This is a genomic window from Streptomyces sp. NPDC029164 (assembly GCF_055563995.1).
Map to the genome: position 1 here is coordinate 1 of NZ_JBVHWW010000048.1, position 12,910 is coordinate 12,910.

Below are 12,910 nucleotides of genomic sequence, written 5' to 3' on the forward strand. Positions count from 1 at the left end.
AAGAAGACGCCCCCCCCCCCCCCCCCCCCCCCCCCCCCCCCCCCCCCCCCCTCCCCCCTTCCCCCCCCCCCCCCCCCCCCCCCCCCCCTCCCCCCCCCCCCCCCCCCCCCCCCCCCGCCACCGGTCTTTCGTCTTCCTCGGCGGGGTCAGGCCGCGGAGCCCCCGGCCGCCCCGGCCGCCCCGGCTTCGGCGGCCTCCGCGGCGCGGCGCTCGCCCTCCGCCTGGGAGCGCTTGCCGTACAGGGCGGTCCACACGCCCAGGGCGCCGAGCACCGCGTAGATCATGATCGGGCTGAGGGTCACCATGGTCTTGGTGCTGAGCGTGTACGCCAGGATGACGCGGACGACGGCCTCGATGACGTAGACGACGCCCCAGACCAGGGTCATCCGGGTCATCGTGGTCCGGAAGCCCTCGTACTGCCACAGGCCGTTCCACCAGGCCGTGCTCTCGGGAGTGCCGTCGGTGGCGAACTTGCGGCCGAAGTAGAACATCAACGGGCGCTTCGCCAGCAGGGTGGACAGGCAGAGCAGCCCGAACAGCCCGGTCACGGCGGAGTCCTTGACCAGCAGGGCGCGCGCCGAGGGGTCACCGACGAGCGAGACCCCGGCCGTTATCACGATGAACACCAGGGTGACCACGGCGAATTCGTCGAGCTTGCGGTGCCAGGCCACGCTGATGGCGCTGTCGAGCACGGGCCAGGCGCTGCTGACGAGCAGCGCGGAGAACTCGCTCCAGCCGTGGTCGTCCACGAGCGTGTTGTACGTGATGATCGGCGCGACCACGTTGAGGCCGATGGTCAGGATCCAGCCGATGGCGGTCGCGGCCCCCGAGCGGGCGGGAGGCGCGGGTCGTGCTGCTTGGGTGGACAAGGTTCCCCCTGGAACGAGCCTGATGGAGTGCGGTAGGGGGACCGTAGGGACGGGGGAACGGCAGGGACAAGACGAGCGCACCCAAAATGATCATCAAGTTCTGCGGACCGGGCGGTTCCGGACAGGCCCGCCGGCCCGGGTCAGGCGCGCAGACCCCGGATGACCAGCGTGGTGACCGCCTCGAACTCCGTGAAGATCGTGGGCGAGAGCCAGTCGGCCGCGTACTGCGGGTCGTGGAAGCGGCCGGTGGCGTCGAAGACCGCCCGGGCGGCGGCCGGCACGTCCTCGGCGGCGAGCGTCCCGGCGGCGACGCCCTCCGCGATGATGCGGGCCAGCTGGTCGATCAGCTCGGCCAGATGCGCGTCCACCACGCCGCTGTTCTCGGCGAGCAGCACGGTGTAGGTCGCGAACAGCTCCGGATCCGCACCCGCCTTGTGGCGCTTGGCCTCGAAGAGGGCTCCGAGCCACGCCTCCAGCTTGGTGGGGGCGCTCCCGGTGGGTGCCGAGGTGATCTCCTCCAGCATGACCACGCTCCTGGCGAGCCAGCGGTCCGTGACGGCCTCGCGCAGCGCCGCCTTGGACGGGAAGTGCCGGTACACACTGCCGTGGCTGACACCGAGGGCGCGCGCCACGTCCACCACGGTCGCCTTCGTGGGGCCGAAGCGGCGCAGCACCTCCTCGGTGGTCTCGAGGATGCGCTCGGGGGTCAGGGGCTCGGCGGCTGCGGGGGGCATGGGTACGACCGTACCGTCAGCTCAGTGCTCGCTGTCGAGGTGGGCCATCTGGGCCTCCGGGTACCTTTCGCCGGCCGCCGCGCCGGCGGGCACGGCCTCCTCGATGGCGGCCAGGTCCGCAGCGCTGAAGGTGATGTCCATGGCACCCAGTGCCTCGGCGAGCCGGTCCCGGCGCCGGGCGCCCACCAGCGGCACGAGGTCCACACCCTGCCGGGGGCCCTGTGCGAGCACCCAGGCGATCGCGGTCTGGGCGACGCTGACCCCCTTGTCCCCGGCGACCTTGCGCAGAGCGTCGACCAGGTCGAGGTTCCGGTCGAGGTTGTCGCCCTGGAAGCGGGGGCTCATGCCGCGGAAGTCGCCCGGGGCCAGCGCGCGGTCGCGGCTGAAGTGGCCGCTGATCAGGCCGCGGGACAGCACTCCGTACGCCGTGATCCCGATCCCGAGCTCGCGGGCGGTCGGCAGGATCTCCTTCTCGATGCCGCGGGAGATCAGCGAGTACTCGATCTGGAGGTCGGAGATCGGGGCCACGGCGGCGGCCCGTCGCATGGTGTCCGCGCCGACCTCGGAGAGGCCGATGTGGCGCACGTGCCCGGCCTGGACCGCTTCGGCGATGGCCCCGACCGTCTCCTCGATCGGCACGTCCGGGTCCACGCGGGCGATCCGATAGATGTCGATGTGGTCCCGGCCGAGCCGCTGGAGCGAGTAGGCCAGGAAGTTCCGGACGGCCGCGGGCCGTCCGTCATAGCCGGTGAAGCCGCCCTCGACCGTGCGTAGCGCGCCGAACTTGACGCTGGTCAGCGCCTGCTCGCGGGCCGCGGCGGGTGCCGTGCGCAGGGCTTCGTTGATCAGCAGCTCGTTGTGGCCCATGCCGTAGAAGTCGCCGGTGTCGAGCAGCGTGATGCCCGCGTCCAGGGCGGCGTGGATGGTCGCGAGGGACTCGGCTCGGTCGGCCTCGCCATAGAGGGCGGACATCCCCATGCAGCCCAGCCCCAGCGGGAAGACGGAGGGGCCGGTGCTGCCAAGGGTGGTGGGCTGGGTGGGGGTCCGGGTGTTCTCGTTCTTCGTCATGGAACGAGAATGGCATGACGGCTGACAGATTTCAACATCTGTCACTCGTCAGTGTTATGCCAGGATCCGCAGCGCCAGGGCCGCCGCCGCGACCACGGCGAGAACGGCCGCCGGTGCGAGGTCGTAGTCCTTGACGCGCAGGTGGCTGATGACCGCGCCGATGAAGTAGAGGGTCACGCCGATGGCGGCGGCCACGCCGAGCGGCGTCACCCACAGACCGGCGACCAGGCCGATCGCCCCGGCGGCCTTGAGCGTGGCCAGCCGTGGCAGCCATGCGTCCGGGACCCGGACCTTCTGCATGCTCGCCACGATCTGGTCGTTGCGCTGGAGGGTGAAGGTGGCGGAGGCGGCGAGGACGAGGGCGAGCAGGCCGGCGACGACGGCGTAGGCGATGAACATGAGAGTCTCCAACGGTCGATGATGTGGAATCATTGAATAGCATCAACGATATCGCCAACGCAATCATTTCTCGATTGCTACGATGTGGACCATGACGGCAGATCAGGACGGATTGCACCCCCCGCAGCGGCTGGGCCTGCTGCTCGCCTGGCACGGAGCGGTCACCCAGACCCGGATGAAGAGGGCACTCAGCGCCGCCGGGCTCACCCCGCGGCACGCGATGACGCTGATGCACCTGGAGGGCGGCCCCATCAGCCAGCGGGCGCTCGCCGAGCGGCTGGAGGTGGACCCGAGCGTGCTCGTCGGGATCCTGAACGACCTGGAGGGCGACGGCCTGGCCGAACGCCGCCGGGACCCGGCCGACCGGCGCCGTCACAACGTGGCCATCACCGCCGCCGGGGAAGCCGCCCTGCGCAAGACGAACGCCGCCCTCGACGAGGTCGAAGGCGGCATGTTCGCGGGACTGTCGGAGCAGGAGTGCGCCCTCCTGCGCGGCCTCCTCGACCGGGTCAACACCTCGGCCGAGGACTTCGAGTGCGACGAACAGGCGCCGTAGGGGCCGGCCGCCCGGCCAAGGCCGGGCTCGCGGTCAGGCGCGCGGCGAACCCGCCGTCGCGGACGGGCTGACGGGCTCCTCCAGAGTGCGGGCCGTGCGCTCCGCCGTCCCGCGGGCCCAGCTGCCGCTCGTCACCGCACCCACGACCAGCACCGCCAGTCCGCACAGCGTGATGATCCACCAGGCCGGCTGGGCCGCCCCGGAGAAGTCGGAGCCACTGGCCAACCCGGCCGCCAGGACCGAGCCGATGACCGCGACGCCCAGCGTGCCGCCGGTCTGGCGGCTCGTGGAGGCGATGGCGGCCGCGACGCCCGCCTGGGAACGCGGCATCCCAGACACCGCCGTATTGGTGATCGGCGCGTTCACCATGCCGAAGCCGAGCCCGAACAGCACGTACCCGGTGAACAGGAGCGGGTTGGAGGTCTCGGCCTCGAACAGGGCGAACAGCAGCCCGCTCGCCGCCATCGCCACGCCCGCGATCAGCAGGCAGATCCGCGGCCCCCGGCTGCCCACCAGCCGCCCCGCCAGCGGCGCGAACAGGACGGTCAGGGCCGCCATCGGCAGCATGTAGAGCCCGGCGTGCAGGGCGCTGAGCCCCCGTACGTCCTGGAGGTACAGCGTGTTCAGGAAGAGGAAGCCGGCCAGACCGGCGAAGGCGCTGATCGCGATCACGGTCGAGCCGCTGAAGGGCGCGCTCCGGAAGAACCGGAGGTCGATCAGCGGCTCCTCGCGCCGGGGCTCGTAGACCAGCAGCCCCACGAGCGAGGCCACGGCCACCACCGCGCACCCCATGATCAGAGGCGAGCGCCAGCCGGCGGCCGGGGCCTCGATGATCCCGTACGTCAGACTGCCGAGCAGGGCGATGACCAGCACCTGCCCCACCGGGTCCGGCCGCCGCGGCCGGGCCGCCCGGGACTCGGGGATGTGCCGCAGGGTCAGTACGAGCGCCGCCAGACCGATCGGCAGGTTGATCAGGAAGATCGAGCGCCAGCCCACGGTGTCCACCAGCACCCCGCCGATCAGGGGCCCCGCGGCCATGGAGATGCCCCCGACCGCGCCCCACACGCCGATGGCCCGGGCCCGCTCGGCCGGATCGGTGAAGGTGTTGGTGATGATCGACATCGCCACCGGGTTGAGCATCGCGCCGCCGATCGCCTGCACCATCCGGAAGACGATGAGCCAGCCGAGGCTGGGGGCGAGCGAGCACAGCAGGGAGCCCAGGCCGAAGGCCAGCAGGCCGGCGACGAACACCTTGCGGCGGCCGATCCGGTCGGCCGTGGAGCCGGCCAGCATCAGCAGCGAGGCCAGGACCAGGGTGTACGCGTCGATGGTCCACTGCAGGCCCGCGACCGAGGCGTCGAGTTCTCGGCGCATCGACGGCAGCGCGACGTTGAGCACGGTGTTGTCGAGGCTGACGATCAGCAGGCTCATGCAGCAGATCGCCAGGACGAGCATGCGCTGCCGGGGACTCGGCTCGATCATGCCGCCGATGCTACGTCCGCCACACCCCCTCGGCATGCGGGACAATGGGCGGATGACCACGCTCCCTCCGCCTCTCGCGATCGGCCCGTACACCGTGCAGCCCCCGGTGGTGCTCGCGCCCATGGCCGGCATCACCAATGCCCCGTTCCGTACCCTCTGCCGCGAGTTCTCGGGCGGCAAGGGGCTGTTCGTGAGCGAGATGATCACGACCCGCGCCCTGGTCGAGCGCAACGAGAAGACCATGCAGCTGATCCACTTCGACGAGACCGAGAAGCCTCGCTCGATTCAGCTGTACGGGGTCGACCCGGCGACGGTCGGCAAGGCCGTCCGGATGATCGTCGAAGAGGACCGCGCCGACCACATCGACCTCAACTTCGGCTGCCCGGTCCCCAAGGTCACCCGCAAGGGTGGCGGCTCGGCGCTCCCGTACAAGCGCAACCTGCTCCGCGCGATCCTCCGCGAGGCCGTCGCCGGCGCCGGCGACCTGCCGGTCACCATGAAGATGCGCAAGGGCATCAACGACGACCACCTCACCTACCTCGACGCCGGCCGGATCGCCGTCGAGGAGGGGGTCACCGCGATAGCCCTGCACGGACGGACCACGGCCCAGCACTACGGCGGCACCGCCGACTGGGACGCCATCGCGCGGCTCAAGGAGCACGTGCCGGAGATCCCCGTGCTCGGCAACGGCGACATCTGGTGCGCCGAGGACGCCCTGCGCATGGTCCGCGAGACCGGCTGCGACGGCGTGGTCGTGGGCCGTGGCTGCCTGGGGCGGCCGTGGCTGTTCAACGACCTGGTGGCGGCCTTCGAGGGGCGCCCGGAGGACTTCCACAAGCCGACGCTGCGCGAGGTCGCGGCCACCATGCACCGGCACGCGCAGCTGCTGGGGGAGTGGATCGGCGACGAGGCGCGCGGGGTGATCGACTTCCGTAAGCACGTGGCCTGGTACCTCAAGGGCTTCTCGGTCGGGTCCGAGATGCGCAAGAAGCTCGCGGTGACCTCTTCCCTGGCCGAGCTGGACGCTCATCTGAGCGAGCTGGACCTGGACCAGGCGTGGCCCGAGAGTGCGGACGGTCCGCGCGGTCGGACGTCCGGAAACAACCGAGTTGTCCTGCCCGACGGCTGGCTGAAGGACCCGTACGACTGCGCGGGTGTGAGCGAGGACGCTGAACTGGACACCTCCGGAGGCTGACAAATCGCCCTCCGTGGCGCGTGATATACGCCACGCATGGGAAGGGTTTCGCTCAGATGAGCACTGAAGTCACGGGTAAGACTTTCAAAGGGTGGCACTGGGTGCCACCCTTTGTGCGTTCAACTCTCGAATGCAAATGGATCGATGATCGCTCATCCGAGCGGGATTACGCCTCAGGAGTCCCCTTCTCCTTCGAGAGGTGAACGCTCTTCGTACTTTCTGATTACCCATGAGTTACTTTCGATCTGCTGGCGCACGGGTGGTTACAGCCGCATGACGACCAAGTGGACGTACCCAGAAGCCTTCGATCTGGGTATGTTCCTGGCCGTCAGGGCAGCCACCGAGCCTCGAGGAGTCGAGACCCGTGTCGGAAAACAAAGATCAGAAGTTCGTCTACGACTTCACCGAGGGCAACCGCGACCTCAAGGACCTTCTCGGCGGCAAGGGAGCCAACCTCGCCGAGATGACCAACCTGGGTCTGCCGGTCCCTCCCGGCTTCACCATCACCACCGAGGCCTGCAAGGTCTACCTCGAGAGCGGCACGGCCCCGGCCGCGCTGCGCGAAGAGGTCAGCGCCCACCTTGCGGCCCTCGAGGCGAAGATGGGCAAGAAGCTCGGACAGTCGGACGACCCGCTGCTGGTCTCCGTCCGCTCCGGCGCCAAGTTCTCGATGCCCGGCATGATGGACACCGTCCTGAACATCGGTCTCTCCGACGAGTCCGTGACCGGCCTTGCCTCCCAGGCCGGTGACGAGCGCTTCGCGTGGGACTCGTACCGCCGCCTCATCCAGATGTTCGGCAAGACCGTCCTCGGCGTCGAGGGGGAGCTCTTCGAGGACGCCCTCGACGAGGCCAAGGCCGCCAAGAAGGTCACCGTCGACACCGACCTCGACGCCGCCGACCTGAAGAAGCTGGTCAAGCACTTCAAGAAGATCGTGGCGAAGGAAGCCGGCCGCGAGTTCCCGCAGGACGCCCGCGAGCAGATGGACCTCGCCGTCGAGGCCGTCTTCAACTCGTGGAACACCGACCGCGCCAAGCTCTACCGCCGCCAGGAGCGCATCCCGAGCGACCTGGGCACCGCGGTCAACATCTGCTCCATGGTCTTCGGCAACCTGGGCCCCGACTCCGGCACCGGCGTCGCCTTCACCCGCGACCCCGCCAGCGGCCACGCGGGCGTCTACGGCGACTACCTCCAGAACGCCCAGGGCGAGGACGTCGTCGCGGGCATCCGCAACACCGTGCCGCTCGCGGACCTGGAGGCCATCGACAAGGCCTCGTACGACCAGCTCATGACGATCATGACGACGCTGGAGACCCACTACAAGGATCTCTGCGACATCGAGTTCACCATCGAGCGCGGCCAGCTGTGGATGCTCCAGACCCGTGTCGGCAAGCGCACCGCCGGCGCCGCCTTCCGCATCGCCACCCAGCTCGTGGACCAGGGCCTGATCGACGAGGCCGAGGCCCTCCAGCGCGTCACCGGTCACCAGCTGGCGCAGCTGATGTTCCCCCGCTTCGACGAGGGCGCGAAGACCACCCTGCTCGGCCGCGGCATCGCCGCCTCCCCGGGCGCGGCCGTCGGCAAGGCCGTCTTCGACTCCTACACGGCCGTCAAGTGGTCCCGCTCGGGCGAGAAGGTCATCCTGATCCGCCGCGAGACCAACCCGGACGACCTGGACGGCATGATCGCCTCCGAGGGCATCCTGACCTCGCGCGGCGGCAAGACCTCGCACGCCGCCGTCGTCGCCCGCGGCATGGGCAAGACCTGTGTCTGCGGCGCCGAGGAGCTCGACGTCGACACCAAGCGCCGCCGCATGACGGTCGGCGAGACGGTCATCGAAGAGGGCGACGTCGTCTCCATCGACGGCTCCACCGGCAAGGTGTACCTGGGTGAGGTACCCGTCGTACCCTCCCCGGTCGTCGAGTACTTCGAGGGCCGCATGCACGCCGGCGCCGACGACGCCGACGAGCTCGTCGCCGCCGTGCACCGGATCATGGCCTACGCGGACCGCGTCCGCCGCCTGCGGGTGCGCGCCAACGCCGACAACGCCGAGGACGCGCTGCGCGCCCGCCGCTTCGGCGCCCAGGGCATCGGCCTGTGCCGCACCGAGCACATGTTCCTCGGCGAGCGCCGCGAACTGGTGGAGCGACTGATCCTCGCGGACACCGACGGCGAGCGCGAGGAGGCACTCAGTGCCCTCCTGCCGCTGCAGAAGAAGGACTTCGTCGAGCTGTTCGAGGCGATGGACGGCCTGCCCGTCACCGTCCGCCTGCTCGACCCGCCGCTGCACGAGTTCCTGCCCGACATCACCGAGCTGTCGGTGCGCGTCGCCCTCGCCGAGTCCCGCCAGGACGCCAACGAGAACGACCTGCGCCTGCTCCAGGCCGTGCACAAGCTGCACGAGCAGAACCCGATGCTGGGTCTGCGCGGCGTCCGCCTCGGCCTGGTCATCCCCGGCCTGTTCAAGATGCAGGTCCGGGCGATCGCCGAGGCCGCGGCCGAGCGCAAGAACGCCAAGGGCGACCCGCGCGCCGAGATCATGGTCCCGCTCGTGGGCACCGTCCAGGAGCTGGAGATCGTCCGCGAGGAGGCCGACCAGGTCATCGCCGAGGTCGAGGCCGCCACCGGCACCAGCCTCAAGCTGTCCATCGGCACCATGATCGAGCTGCCGCGCGCCGCGCTGACCGCCGCCCAGATCGCCGAGGCCGCGCAGTTCTTCTCCTTCGGTACGAACGACCTGACCCAGACGGTGTGGGGCTTCTCCCGCGACGACGTCGAGGCCAGCTTCTTCACCGCGTACCTGGAGAAGGGCATCTTCGGGGTCTCGCCCTTCGAGACCATCGACAAGGACGGCGTCGGCGCGCTGGTCCGCAGCGCCGTCCAGGCCGGCCGGGCCACCCGCCCCGACCTCAAGCTCGGCGTCTGCGGTGAGCACGGCGGCGACCCCGAGTCCGTCCACTTCTTCCACGAGGTCGGCCTCGACTACGTCTCCTGCTCGCCCTTCCGGATTCCGGTGGCGCGCCTGGAGGCCGGTCGTGCGGCCGCCGAGGCGAAGGGCAGCGACAGCCGCTGACCCCCGGCCCTGCCAAGGGCTCCCATAGACCGCGCCTGCCCCCGGGTTCCCTGACTGCCCGGTGGCGGGCGCGCCTATTTCCGTTGTTCAACAAATCTTTACGCCAGCAGGCGGTGGACGGATCCCCACCCGTCCACCGCCGCTGTCATTCTGCCGGGCACGTCGGCGCTTCCCGGTGCGACCGACCGCCAGGCCCCGCAAAGCCCCCCACGGCCTTCACGGAGCGTTTCGGTCGCATCGGAGTGTGCCCGGCGGAGTACAGGATTTCGGTTGTCACGCCCCTGCCGAAAGGGGTTTCAACTGTGGCCGAAAGGGCGTGGTGACAACGTGTGACGGCATGCATACTCATGGGGCGGGGGGATTGCGGTTGCACAGGTGGGGGTTCGGTGCTGCGTATCCATTTCACTGGAGTGGACCTGGCACGCGTACGGATGGCAGGGCGTCCCGATGCGTTGTGGGAAACGATTCTCAGCTTTCACCGCTTAAGAGACCGGCGCGATGCCCGGTTGTTCGGTGAATGGCGTACGGAAACCCGGAGCAGGTTGAATAGTGAAACACGCACGCTCGGTATGCTCATACCGAGTCGTGGTTATTTCCCCGATTTCCTGACCCCCGTGGAGGGGCAGTACGGGTGGGACGTGGGCCTCGACGCGCTGCGCGGGATCCGTCCCGAGCGCATGCGGCGCGAGCTGCAGCTGCTGGGCGCCGGTGCGCCCATGACGCCGCGGCTACGGGAGTTCATGGACAGCGGTGACAAGCAGCTGCCGCGGCTCATGGGCGAGCTCCGCGCGTACCACCGGGCCGCCGTGGAGCCGTACTGGACGCACATCCAGGCCCAGATCGAGGCCGAGCGGGCCGCGCGCGGCCGGGCCCTGCTGGACGGCGGCGCGGACGAGCTGCTGGACTCGCTGCCGCCGATGCTGCGCTGGCGGGCGCCGGTGCTGGAGTGCGACTACCCGGTGGACCGGGACGTACGGCTGCGGGGGCGCGGGCTGCTGCTCCAGCCGTCCTTCTTCTGCCGGCGCACCGCGGTGACCCTGCACGATCCGGAGCTGCCGCCGGTGCTGGTCTATCCGGCGGCGGCGCAGTTGGCCTCGGCGCCCGCGGGGGGTGAGGCGGCGCGGCCCGTGGAGGAGCAGCGCCAGCGCACCCTGGGCAAGCTGGTGGGGCACACGCGGTCGGTGGTGCTGCGGGCCATAGGGGACGGGGCGACCACCAGTGAGCTGGCCCGCCGGGCCGGGGTCTCGCTGGCGTCCGCGAGTCAGCACGCGTGTGTGATGCGGGAGGCGGGGCTGGTCACCACGTTGCGGCGGGGGAACGCGGTGCTGCACACGGTGACGCCGCTCGGGGCCGCCCTGCTGAAGGGCGGGGCCGTGGCGTCGTGACGGGGCCGCCGCGCCCCTGCGGGGTTGCCCGTGGGGGTGCGGCCGGTTGTGCGGGTGCCGGTCCGTTGCGGGGGCGCTGCCCCCGAGCCCCCGCGCCTCAAACGCCGGCGGGGCTGGAGGAGCGGGGCTCCGCCCCCGGACCCCGCTCCTCAAACGCCGGAGGAGCTGGAGGAGCGGGGCTCTGCCCCCGGCCCCGCGCCTCAAACGCCGGAGGGGCTGGAGGGGGCGGAGGTGCTGGAGGGGGCAGCGGGGCTGGAGGGTGGTGGGGTTCAGACGCGGAAGGGGCCCGTGACCTCGTACGTGATGCCGGCGGAGGAGCTGCCGGTGGTGCCGCGCTGGCTGGAGAAGTAGAGGCGGTTGCCGGCCGGGGAGAAGGCCGGGCCGGTGATCTCCGAGGAGGACTGGCCCGTGATCCGCAGGAAGGGGGCCACGACGTCGTCCGGGGTGATCACGCAGATCTCCATGCTGCCGCCGTCCTCGGCGACGTACAGGTCGCCGAACGAGGACCCCGTGACGTTGTCGACGCCCGTCAGCGGGGCCGCGCCGCCGGGGACGAGGGAGTCGTCGTAGGCCAGTTCGTACGTGTTGTCGGTGAGGTTGAGCTGCCAGACGCGGTTGTCGCCCTTGGTGGTGAACCAGACCGTGTTGTTGGCGTAGTGGCAGCCCTCGCCGCCGTTGAACTTCTTCGAGCCGGACACCTGGCTGCGGGTCGCGGTCGGGGAGCCGTCCGGGTCGGGGACGTTGGCCCAGGTGAAGGAGCCCGAGGTGGCGGTGCCGGCCTTGAGGACCTGGAGGGTGCCGGAGGAGAGGTTGCCCCAGGTGGTCGGGACGAACCGGTAGAAGCATCCGCTCGTCTCGTCCTCGGTCAGGTAGATCACCTGGCGCACCGGGTCGGCGGCGGCCGCCTCGTGCTTGAAGCGGCCCATCGCGGGACGCTGCACGGACGCGTTCACGCCGTACGGGTCGGTCTCGTAGACGAAGCCGCGGTCGACCTCCTCGCAGGACAGCCAGGTGTTCCACGGGGTCTTGCCGCCCGCGCAGTTCTGCCGGGTGTTGGAGAGGATCCGGTAGGCGCCGGTGACGGTGCCGGAGGAGTTGAACTTCACCGCGCTCGCCCCGCCGGAGGGGTTGATCTCCGAGTTGGACACGTAGATCCAGCCCGAGCCGTCGGCGAAACACGCGCCGCCGTCGGGGGCGTTGTGCCAGGTGTACGAGGTGCCGCCGACGGTCTGGCCCGAGCGGGCGATCACCCGGCTGGTGAAGCCGCTGGGCAGCATGATGCCGTTGGCGTCCGCCGCGCCGAGCGCCCCGTAGGGGCCGGCGCCGGGCTGGGCGGGCGCCGCGTAGGCGGCCCCGTGCATCAACGTGCCGCCGAAGGCGGCGGCCGACGAGCCGATGACGGCACCGCGCAGGAAGGTACGACGTTCCACGGTCACTCCTGTGGGAGGAAGGCCCCCGCACCCGGTCGAGTGCGGGGTCGCACGCGTCGAGGAACCTAGGAGGCGCCAGTTGCCGGGGCGCCAACTCCTCATTACGCACGAGCGACCGCTCGACGTTCAATCCTCCGGACGTGCCGTGTCGTGCCGTTTCGTGCCGTGCCGCGTACGGCGGGATCCGCTGCCCGAAAAAACTTCGCGGGGAGCGATGAGTTTCTCCCGGCCCCTCGGTCTACCTCCCGAAAGCACCGAGCGGCACGCCCGGAGCACCGCACCCCAGAGAAGAGGGACCCCGATGTCCGCCACCATGATCTTCGTCAACCTGCCGGTCAAGGACCTGGAGGCCAGCAAGACCTTCTGGGGCAAGCTGGGCTACACCTTCAACGCCCAGTTCACCGACGAGAACTGCGCCTCGATGGTCATCAGCGACACCATCGTCGCGATGCTCCTGACCGAGGACCGCTACAAGGACTTCACCCACAAGGAGATCGCGGACGCGACGAAGACCTCCGAGGTGCTGCTCTGTCTGAGCGCCCCCAGCCGCACCGCCGTCGACGAGCTGGTGGACGGGGCCCTGGCGGCCGGTGCCACCGAGCCCCGCCCCGCCCAGGACCACGGCGTCATGTACGGCCGCGCCTTCGACGACCTCGACGGCCACACCTGGGAGATCATGTGGATGGACCCGTCCATGGTCCAGGACCAGGGCTGACCGT

Annotated in this window: 11 protein-coding genes; 5 read left to right on the forward strand and 6 right to left on the reverse strand. The window is 70.4% G+C overall.

Annotated elements, in window-relative coordinates; translation table 11 throughout:
- Positions 1 to 146: 146 nt before the first annotated feature.
- The 4 genes from ACZ4VT_RS33655 to ACZ4VT_RS33670 form a co-directional block, all read right to left on the reverse strand.
- The gene (locus ACZ4VT_RS33655; RefSeq protein WP_467955197.1) at positions 147 to 869 is read right to left on the reverse strand and encodes a VC0807 family protein; all 723 of its coding nucleotides are present in this window, start codon (positions 867 to 869) and stop codon (positions 147 to 149) included.
- A 140-nt stretch (positions 870 to 1,009) separates the two neighbouring features.
- Positions 1,010 to 1,603, reverse strand: coding sequence for a TetR/AcrR family transcriptional regulator (locus ACZ4VT_RS33660; RefSeq protein WP_467955198.1), 594 nt, complete (start codon positions 1,601 to 1,603; stop codon positions 1,010 to 1,012).
- A gap of 21 nt (positions 1,604 to 1,624) precedes the next feature.
- The gene (locus ACZ4VT_RS33665) at positions 1,625 to 2,671 is read right to left on the reverse strand and encodes an aldo/keto reductase (protein WP_467955199.1); all 1,047 of its coding nucleotides are present in this window, start codon (positions 2,669 to 2,671) and stop codon (positions 1,625 to 1,627) included.
- Between the two features lie 54 nt (positions 2,672 to 2,725).
- Positions 2,726 to 3,082, reverse strand: coding sequence for a DoxX family protein (locus ACZ4VT_RS33670; protein ID WP_467955200.1), 357 nt, complete (start codon positions 3,080 to 3,082; stop codon positions 2,726 to 2,728).
- Between the two features lie 79 nt (positions 3,083 to 3,161).
- On the opposite strand from ACZ4VT_RS33670, the gene ACZ4VT_RS33675 reads away from it, so the two are divergent.
- Entirely contained in the window at positions 3,162 to 3,626 is a 465-nt protein-coding gene (locus ACZ4VT_RS33675) for a MarR family winged helix-turn-helix transcriptional regulator (protein WP_467955201.1), read from the forward strand.
- A gap of 33 nt (positions 3,627 to 3,659) precedes the next feature.
- On the opposite strand, the gene ACZ4VT_RS33680 is transcribed toward ACZ4VT_RS33675, so the two are convergent.
- Positions 3,660 to 5,108: an MFS transporter gene (locus tag ACZ4VT_RS33680; RefSeq protein WP_467955202.1), complete on the reverse strand. Its 1,449-nt coding sequence runs from the start codon at positions 5,106 to 5,108 to the stop codon at positions 3,660 to 3,662.
- 34 nt (positions 5,109 to 5,142) lie between these two features.
- Between ACZ4VT_RS33680 and dusB the strand changes: the two genes are divergently transcribed.
- The 3 genes from dusB to ACZ4VT_RS33695 all read left to right on the forward strand — a co-directional run bounded on the left by dusB (position 5,143) and on the right by ACZ4VT_RS33695 (position 10,761).
- Positions 5,143 to 6,303 carry a tRNA dihydrouridine synthase DusB gene (gene dusB, locus ACZ4VT_RS33685; protein ID WP_467955203.1) on the forward strand — a complete coding sequence of 387 codons (1,161 nt, stop codon included), beginning with the start codon at positions 5,143 to 5,145 and terminating at the stop codon, positions 6,301 to 6,303.
- 364 nt (positions 6,304 to 6,667) lie between these two features.
- Positions 6,668 to 9,376 (forward strand): pyruvate, phosphate dikinase, encoded by a 2,709-nt coding sequence (gene ppdK, locus ACZ4VT_RS33690; protein WP_467955204.1) that lies wholly within the window; start codon positions 6,668 to 6,670, stop codon positions 9,374 to 9,376.
- 386 nt (positions 9,377 to 9,762) lie between these two features.
- Positions 9,763 to 10,761, forward strand: coding sequence for an ArsR/SmtB family transcription factor (locus tag ACZ4VT_RS33695; RefSeq protein ID WP_362811823.1), 999 nt, complete (start codon positions 9,763 to 9,765; stop codon positions 10,759 to 10,761).
- Between the two features lie 269 nt (positions 10,762 to 11,030).
- Here ACZ4VT_RS33695 and ACZ4VT_RS33700 read toward each other — a convergent pair whose 3' ends face one another.
- Positions 11,031 to 12,191 (reverse strand): alkaline phosphatase PhoX, encoded by a 1,161-nt coding sequence (locus ACZ4VT_RS33700; RefSeq protein WP_467955205.1) that lies wholly within the window; start codon positions 12,189 to 12,191, stop codon positions 11,031 to 11,033.
- Between the two features lie 301 nt (positions 12,192 to 12,492).
- Here ACZ4VT_RS33700 and ACZ4VT_RS33705 point away from each other — a divergent pair, with 301 nt between their 5' ends.
- Entirely contained in the window at positions 12,493 to 12,906 is a 414-nt protein-coding gene (locus ACZ4VT_RS33705; RefSeq protein WP_362811817.1) for a VOC family protein, read from the forward strand.
- Positions 12,907 to 12,910 lie beyond the last annotated feature (4 nt).

Excerpts from the sequence above, each read along its gene's own strand:
- ACZ4VT_RS33660 (WP_467955198.1), bottom strand. The coding sequence starts at position 1,603 with ATGCCCCCCGCAGCCGCCGAGCCCCTGACCCCCGAGCGCATCCTCGAG.
- ACZ4VT_RS33665 (WP_467955199.1), bottom strand. The coding sequence starts at position 2,671 with ATGACGAAGAACGAGAACACCCGGACCCCCACCCAGCCCACCACCCTT.
- ACZ4VT_RS33675 (WP_467955201.1), top strand. The coding sequence starts at position 3,162 with ATGACGGCAGATCAGGACGGATTGCACCCCCCGCAGCGGCTGGGCCTG.
- ACZ4VT_RS33680 (WP_467955202.1), bottom strand. The coding sequence starts at position 5,108 with ATGATCGAGCCGAGTCCCCGGCAGCGCATGCTCGTCCTGGCGATCTGC.
- dusB (WP_467955203.1), top strand. The coding sequence starts at position 5,143 with ATGCGGGACAATGGGCGGATGACCACGCTCCCTCCGCCTCTCGCGATC.
- ACZ4VT_RS33705 (WP_362811817.1), top strand. The coding sequence starts at position 12,493 with ATGTCCGCCACCATGATCTTCGTCAACCTGCCGGTCAAGGACCTGGAG.